Annotated in this window: 6 protein-coding genes; 1 reads left to right on the top strand and 5 read right to left on the bottom strand. The window is 59.8% G+C overall.

Going from position 1 to position 6900, the window contains the following annotated elements; genetic code table 11:
- Positions 1–91: 91 nt before the first annotated feature.
- Positions 92–721 carry a response regulator gene (locus ACRESJ_RS26140; RefSeq protein ID WP_431760450.1) on the bottom strand — a complete coding sequence of 210 codons (630 nt, stop codon included), beginning with the start codon at positions 719–721 and terminating at the stop codon, positions 92–94.
- Positions 722–3118: a PAS domain-containing sensor histidine kinase gene (locus tag ACRESJ_RS26135; protein WP_431760449.1), complete on the bottom strand. Its 2397-nt coding sequence runs from the start codon at positions 3116–3118 to the stop codon at positions 722–724.
- A 73-nt stretch (positions 3119–3191) separates the two neighbouring features.
- Between ACRESJ_RS26135 and ACRESJ_RS26130 the strand changes: the two genes are divergently transcribed.
- A complete protein-coding gene (locus ACRESJ_RS26130) occupies positions 3192–4184 on the top strand; it encodes an alpha/beta hydrolase family protein (protein WP_431760448.1) in 993 nt (330 codons plus the stop codon).
- A 140-nt stretch (positions 4185–4324) separates the two neighbouring features.
- On the opposite strand, the gene ACRESJ_RS26125 is transcribed toward ACRESJ_RS26130, so the two are convergent.
- The 3 genes from ACRESJ_RS26125 to ACRESJ_RS26115 are packed head-to-tail and all read right to left on the bottom strand — an operon-like array spanning position 4325 to position 6781.
- On the bottom strand, positions 4325–5092 hold the full coding sequence (locus ACRESJ_RS26125) for a TerB family tellurite resistance protein (RefSeq protein WP_431760447.1): 768 nt from the start codon (positions 5090–5092) through the stop codon (positions 4325–4327).
- A 1-nt stretch (position 5093) separates the two neighbouring features.
- Positions 5094–5765 carry an N-acetylmuramate alpha-1-phosphate uridylyltransferase MurU gene (murU, locus tag ACRESJ_RS26120; RefSeq protein WP_431760446.1) on the bottom strand — a complete coding sequence of 224 codons (672 nt, stop codon included), beginning with the start codon at positions 5763–5765 and terminating at the stop codon, positions 5094–5096.
- Entirely contained in the window at positions 5762–6781 is a 1020-nt protein-coding gene (locus ACRESJ_RS26115; protein WP_431760445.1) for an aminoglycoside phosphotransferase family protein, read from the bottom strand. Before ACRESJ_RS26115 ends, murU begins: the two co-directional genes overlap by 4 nt.
- Positions 6782–6900 lie beyond the last annotated feature (119 nt).

Genomic DNA, 6900 nt, shown 5'->3' with positions numbered 1-6900 from the left:
GCCGCAGGCTGCGATCTTTTCAGCACCCTCAGGTTTGCTGAAGATCAAAAGATCGCAGCCTGCGGCAGCTCCTACAGAGGTTTCGGTGATTTCAGAGGAGTTTGTGCTCCATGGCGTACTTCACCAGTTCGGCCAGGGAGGTGATGTTGAGCTTCTGCATCAACCGCGCCTTGTGGGTGCTGATGGTTTTGCTGCTCAACGCCAGTTGCTGGGCGATGTCGTTGACATTGGCCCCCTGAGCGAGGCGTTCGAACACTGAAAACTCACGCTCCGATAGCAATGAATGCAATGGCCGCGAATCGGTCAGCCCGACTTCAAAGACCATGCGGTCGGCCAGGTCCGGATCGATATAGCGTCCGCCCGCCGCGACCCGACGGATAGCCGTCAGCAACAACGCCGGATCACTGTCCTTGGTCGCGTAGCCGGCAGCACCGACCTTCAACGCCCGGGCCGCCATCTGCGCTTCGTCGTGCATCGACAGCACCAGGATCACCGGTGGGTTATTCAGCGCACGAATCCGCGGGATCGCCTCCAGCCCATTCACGCCCGGCATGGAGATATCGAGCAACACCACTTCGCAGGGCACATGGCGCAACGTCTCAAGTAGTTGCTCGCCATTGCTCGCCTCCCCCACCACCAGCAAATCCTTGGCCATGCCAATCAATTGCTTGATGCCTTCACGAACAATGGTGTGGTCTTCAGCTACCAATACACGGATCACTTACGGCTCCTCATCCAACGGCACTCGCACGTTCAGGGTCGTGCCCTCACCCGGCTCACTTTCCAGCGACAGCTGCCCACCCAGGATCAGCACGCGCTCGCGCATACCGACCAGGCCAAAGGAGGTTGGCCGTTCAGCTGCCGGGACAAATCCTACGCCATCATCGCTGACGGTCAGACACAGCTCGTCGCCTTCAAGGGATAGTGTCAGTTCGACAGTATGCGCCTGGGCGTGGCGCATGACATTGGTAAGCGCTTCCTGAAGGATACGAAACAGACCGATTGCCTTGGCATCGCTGAGCACCGGCAAATTGTCGGGTACCTGCACCAGACATGGTATCTGCGTACGCGCCTCGAAGCGTCGGGCCTGCCACTCGATGGCGGAGGCGATCCCAGCGTCGAGAATCGGTGGGCGCAATGCCGTGGCCACATCGCGGACCAACTGGAACAGCTGGGCGATCAGGCGTTTCATGATGTTCAGACGCTCGTTCAAACCAGGGTCAAGTTGCGCATAGGCCAATTCGCACATGGACGTTTCCAGCTTCAACACGGTCAACATCTGGCCCAGCTCGTCATGAACTTCCCGGGCAATGCGCGCCTTTTCCTCTTCCCGCACGCTCTCCAGGTGTGCAGACAATTCCCGCAGCTGCTCCCGGGAACTGGCCAGTTCCAGTTCGATGCGCTTGCTTTCGCTGATGTCCCAGACAATGCCGTCCCAGACATAAGCACCGTCCTCAAGTCGACGGGTAATTGCCTTGATCTCCGCCCAGCGTTGTTCGCCCTGCCGCGTGAGAATCCGCCCTTGCCACGACCAATCGCTGTCAGTGTCCAGCGCATGATCCTGGGTCTGGTGATAGCTGGCCTTGTCGTCCGGGTGCACCAGGCTGCGAAGGCCTTTGTCGCGATGGGCCAGGGTCGCTGGCGAGTAACCCACCAGACTCTCGCTGCCTTCACTGATGTAGGCAAAGTCGATCTGCCCTGTCACTGGCGCCCGCTCCAGACGAAAGACCAATCCGGGAACATTCGCGGCGATGCCTTGCAACCGCGCTTCACTTTCCTGCAGTGCTGCCAGGGCGCGGCGTCGCTCGGTCACGTCAGTCAGGTAAACCACCAGATACTCGCCATCGCGAAATCGCAGGAAGCTCAATGAGACATCAGCGGGCAGGATGCTGCCGTCCGCCCGCAGGCAATTGGTTTCGAAGCTTGGAGGCGTGTCGTCGTTGGCCCTCGCGCGCTTCCACAGGTTCAACCAGCGATCCATGTGCAGGCCGGGCTCGAACTCGATCAATGGCCGATCGATGATCCCGCCCGAGGGGTAACCCAGCATGGTTTCGGCAGCACGGTTGGCGTAACGCACGTGGCTATCCCAATTGACCCACAGGATGCCGACGGTGCTCTGGTCGATGGAAAACTGCGTCAGCCGCAGGGCCTCTTCGCTGGCGGCACGCAAGGCTATGTCTGCCTGCGCCGCCGCCAGCCGCTGCTCCAGACCGTGCTGCTGACGACGCTGCCAGAACACGATGGCCATGCTGCTCAGCGTCAACACCAGCAACAGCAGGCAGAGGTTCTGCCAAAACCCCCGAGATTCGGTGAACCGCGGGTACTTGGGTTGCAGCCATTGATTATGCAGGGTTTCCAGGTCCTTGGCCGGGATCGCTCGCAACGCACTTTCGACGATGGTGGCCAGCTCCGGGATGTCGCGTCGCGTAGCCACTCGCAGTAACTGCGGCAAGCCGATATCACCCACCACCACCAGGTCAGCGAATTCCGGCTCGACGGACAGGCGACCCAACTGCGCTTCGTCGACCACGGCGTAAGCGGCTTGCTGGCTCAACAACAATTGCAGTGCCTGACGCTCCGTCGGAACGCCCTGCAGGTTCAGATGCGGATAATTGCCACGCAGGTAGTCGGCGGTAACGCTGGGCATTCGCACGGCGACGCGAGTCTGGCTGTCGAGTTTCTCCAGCTCCACCGCACCGGTGCTTTTCTGGTCGCTGACCACCAGTTGCGGCACCCGCATGTATGGATCGGAAAACTGCCAAAGGCGAAGACCGCTGGGGGTTTGGGTCAGCCCCGGGGCGATGTCGATTTCACCCCCGCGAGCGGCAGCTTCCAGCTGATCAAGGTCAGGAAAATTACGCCAGCTCAGCTCGACCTTGAGCGACTTGGCCAACCACTTCATCAACTCGACGTTGACCCCGGACAGGCGCTGCAAGCGGCGATCGTATTGGGCATAAGGCGCCTGCAACACCAGCCCGACACGCAACTCGCCCTGCTGTGCCAGCCATTGTTGCTGAGCAGCGGACAACGGGGCGACGTGCGCCGGTGGCGCCGCCGCCCACCCCATCAAGGGAAACCATAACCAGCCGATAACCCACAGGCAGTGCAAACGCATCATCGAACTCTCACACACTGACAAATACTGACCAACCCATTAGGCTGCCGGAATATCTTCTGGCCTGGAATATCCGATGCCCCCTGTCTACCGCCTGGCACTGCCAGCATTGTGCCTGTCGCTGATCCTGCCATGGGCTTTTTCCGTCGAGGCGGCCGACCCCGCTCCTGCCGCAACGCAGATGCCTGCCGAAGAAAAGCCACTTGAGCGCCAGCCGCTGCCTGAGCGTAGTCAGGAAGAAACCACTGCACTTGAACGAAAAATCCCGGCTCAAGAGCAGCAACAACTGCAAGCAGGCAGCGACACCTTCCTGGCCTTGTGGAAACCGGCCAATACCGCCGAGCCCAAGGGTGCGGTCATTATCATCCCGGGCGCCGGCGAAACCGTTGACTGGCCTCAAGCGATCGGCCCGTTGAGACGTCAACTGCCAAACGTGGAATGGAGCAGCCTGAGTATCACCTTGCCAGACTTGCAAAGCGATGCCATTGCGCCGCGCGTCATCGAAGTGCCGCCGGCACCCAAGGCACCGGACGCTGGCAGTAAAGACTCGACCACCGCCGCGCCCATCGAACAGGTCGCCGGTGGCGAAAGTGAAGTGACGGACAAACCCATCGCCGAAACCAGCGAAGAGCAATCCAAAGCTGATGCCGAGCGAATTTTTGCCCGTATCGACGCAGCAATCGCATTTGCCGAACAGCAAAGCGCTCGTAGCATTGTCGTACTGGGTCATGGCACTGGCGCTTATTGGGCCGCACGCTATCTGAGCGAGAAACAGCCATCGCAAGTCGAGCGCTTCGTCATGGTTGCCGCACAAACACCGGCTCAGGCGAAACCGGAACTGGATGAACTCGCACCCACCCTGAAGTTGCCCACGGCAGACATCTTCTATATGGACAAACCGATGGATCGCAATGCCGCGCTGGCGCGGTTGCAGGCCAGCAAACGCTTGAAGGGCTCGACTTTCAGCCAGGTTTCGCTCAAGGCGCTGCCGGGCAACAGTAAGGATCAACAGGAACAGCTGGTTCGCAGGGTGCGGGGCTGGTTGAGTCCGCAGAGCCCGACTAACTGATAGATCGAGTTGCTCCATTCGCGGGCAAGCCTCGCTCCTACAGGTTAATGGTGCTCACAATCGTTGAGAACAACAAAAAACCTGTGGGAGCGTGGCTTGCCCGCGAAGGCGCCCTTCCAGACAACACATCACTGCCTGACTCAGCGAAAATCCCGCCGCTGACGAATCAATGTGTAAGCGCTGTGCAGCTCCCGGGTTTTCTCCGTAGCCTCACGAACCTGGGACGCCGTCGCCCCGCTGCCAGCAATCTTGTCCGGGTGATGCCGACTGAGCAGGCGCCGATAAGCCCGCTTGATCTGTGCCGGTTCACTGGTGGCCGAAACACCCAACAACCGCAAGGCGTCCTGATAGCTCGTAACGCTACTGCCCAACGGTCGCTTCTGCGGTTCGTAGTCATGAGCCAGCGCCTGAACCTGATGCTTCGTCCAGCCCAACCACTTGCCCCATTGCGCGATCAACTCACGCTCACCGGTGCCCGCGCGACCATCGGCCCAAATCATCCGCCAGCAGGCGCGCAAGACACCTTCGGCCGCATGAGGCTGAGCACTCAATCGACGCAGGTAACCGTGCAGCCGGTCACTGCCTGACTTGCCGCGATTGAATGCGGCAATCGCTCGCCGCTGGGCCGACTCACTCATCTCCAGCGAACGCATTTCCTGACGCGCCTGCTGGATATGACCGTCAACTACCCGACCGTCGCACTTGGCCAGTCGCCCCAGCAACACGAACAACAATTCATCGTTGCGCAGTACCGTACGACCGCCGAGTTTTTCACGCAGATGTGCCCAACTCTGCAAGTGCATGCGCCTGTCCAGCGCCTGCCCCAGCAAAGCACCGAGCATGGCCCCCGGAATGCTGGCAATGGCAAAACCCGCTCCGGCTCCGATCAGAGTCCCTGGCCATAACATGTCAGCGTCTCGCTTCGATCAATGCTTCAACCTCGGCCAGGCGTTCGTGCGTACCGACGTCGACCCACTGCCCTTTCAAGCGCTCGCCGGTTACTTGATCGTCAGCCATCGCCTTGCGCAACAACGGCGCAAGCTTGAAGGCCCCTGCCGAACACCCGTCGAACAACTGAGGATGCAGCACGGCAATTCCGCTATAGGTCAATGTGCCAGCGTCCGCATGACCGTCGCGGACCTGTTCGCCGATCAGGCTGAAATCTCCGGCCAGGTGATGGGCCGGGTTGTCAGCCAACACCAGGTGAGCCAGCCCGGTGATAGGTTGATGCAGCACACTGAAGTCGTAATCGGTCCAGATATCGCCATTGACCACGACGAACGCCTCATCGCCCAACAAAGGCAACGCACGGAAAATCCCGCCGCCTGTTTCCAGTGGCTCTCCCTCCGCTGAATACTGGATGCTCACGCCATAGCGCGAGCCGTCGCCCAGGTAGTCTTCGATCTGCTGACCGAGCCAGGCGTGGTTGATCACGATCTCGGTAAAACCGGCAGCCGCCAGCGCGCGCAGGTGATATTCGATCAGCGGCACCCCGCCCGCGCGAACCAGCGGCTTTGGCGTGGTCAGCGTCAACGGGCGCATGCGCTCGCCTTTGCCTGCTGCCAGAATCATCGCCTTCATGCTTTCACTCCGGCACGCAAACTGGCCAGCAACACGTCCAGTTCTGCGAGTTCGGGACGACGGGCAATCACAGCTTCTATATAGGCAAAGAAACGCGGCACATCGGTCAGATAACGCGGTTTGCCGTCGCGGTGGCAGATACGGGCGAAAATGCCGATCACTTTCAGGTGACGCTGCACACCCATCAGGTCGCTGGCACGCAGGAAGTCTTCGAAATCCGGTTGCACCGGAATGTTCAGCGACGAGGCCTGTTGCCAGTAACTTTCCAGCCAGCCGCGCACGCGTTCCTCAGGCCAACTGAGGAACGCATCCTTGAACAGGCAAGTCACGTCGTAGGTCACCGGACCGTAGACCGCGTCCTGGAAATCCAGCACACCGGGATTCGGCTCACTGAGCATCAGGTTGCGCGGCATGTAGTCGCGGTGCACCAGAACTTTCGGCTGGGCCAGTGCGCTGTCGATCAACAGGTCACTGACTTGCTGCCAGAGCACTTGTTGCGCGGCGTCGAACTCGATTCCCAGCTCATGCTTCACGTACCACTCGGGGAACAGTTCGAGTTCACGGCGCAACAACGCCACGTCATAACTGGGCAGCGGTGCAACCATCGGCAATTGTTGGAAAGCCAGCAGCGCTTGCAGGGCATCGTTGAACAAATCGTCGGCATTTTCGCTGTCGATCACGTCCAGATAGGTCTTGTTGCCCAAGTCATTGAGCAAAAGAAATCCACGCTCGAGGTCTTCGGCATAAATTTTCGGCACATTTATTCCGGATTTCGCCAGTAAAAAAGCGATATCCACGAAGGGTTTACAGTTTTCCTGAGGGGGAGGTGCATCCATCACGACGAAACTTTTACCTGCGCCTTCCCAACGGAAATAACGCCGGAAACTCGCGTCGCTGCTGGCTGCGGTCAACGTGGCCGGGGGTACGGCGCCCCAGCCTTGTTGCGCAAAAAGAACCGCCAATTGTTCATCGAGCCATACTTTCAGGTGTTGCAAACGTACATCTTGGTCAGGCATTGCAAGGGTCTCCGACGGCGCTAGCCGTCAAGCGGGTCATGCTTTATTATCCAGCATCTTTTTCAGACCATCGAGAGGCGTGCGGCCCACACCGCGGGCAGATGGCACGCAGGAAGCCC

This window comes from Pseudomonas sp., from assembly GCF_050739655.1.
Classification (GTDB): Bacteria; Pseudomonadota; Gammaproteobacteria; order Pseudomonadales; family Pseudomonadaceae; genus Aquipseudomonas.
The sequence above is the reverse complement of the archived record's forward strand: the minus strand, read 5'-3'. Positions and strand labels throughout refer to the sequence as shown.

Excerpts from the sequence above, each read along its gene's own strand:
- ACRESJ_RS26135 (WP_431760449.1), bottom strand. The coding sequence starts at position 3,118 with ATGATGCGTTTGCACTGCCTGTGGGTTATCGGCTGGTTATGGTTTCCC.
- ACRESJ_RS26130 (WP_431760448.1), top strand. The coding sequence starts at position 3,192 with ATGCCCCCTGTCTACCGCCTGGCACTGCCAGCATTGTGCCTGTCGCTG.
- ACRESJ_RS26125 (WP_431760447.1), bottom strand. The coding sequence starts at position 5,092 with ATGTTATGGCCAGGGACTCTGATCGGAGCCGGAGCGGGTTTTGCCATT.
- murU (WP_431760446.1), bottom strand. The coding sequence starts at position 5,765 with ATGAAGGCGATGATTCTGGCAGCAGGCAAAGGCGAGCGCATGCGCCCG.
- ACRESJ_RS26115 (WP_431760445.1), bottom strand. The coding sequence starts at position 6,781 with ATGCCTGACCAAGATGTACGTTTGCAACACCTGAAAGTATGGCTCGAT.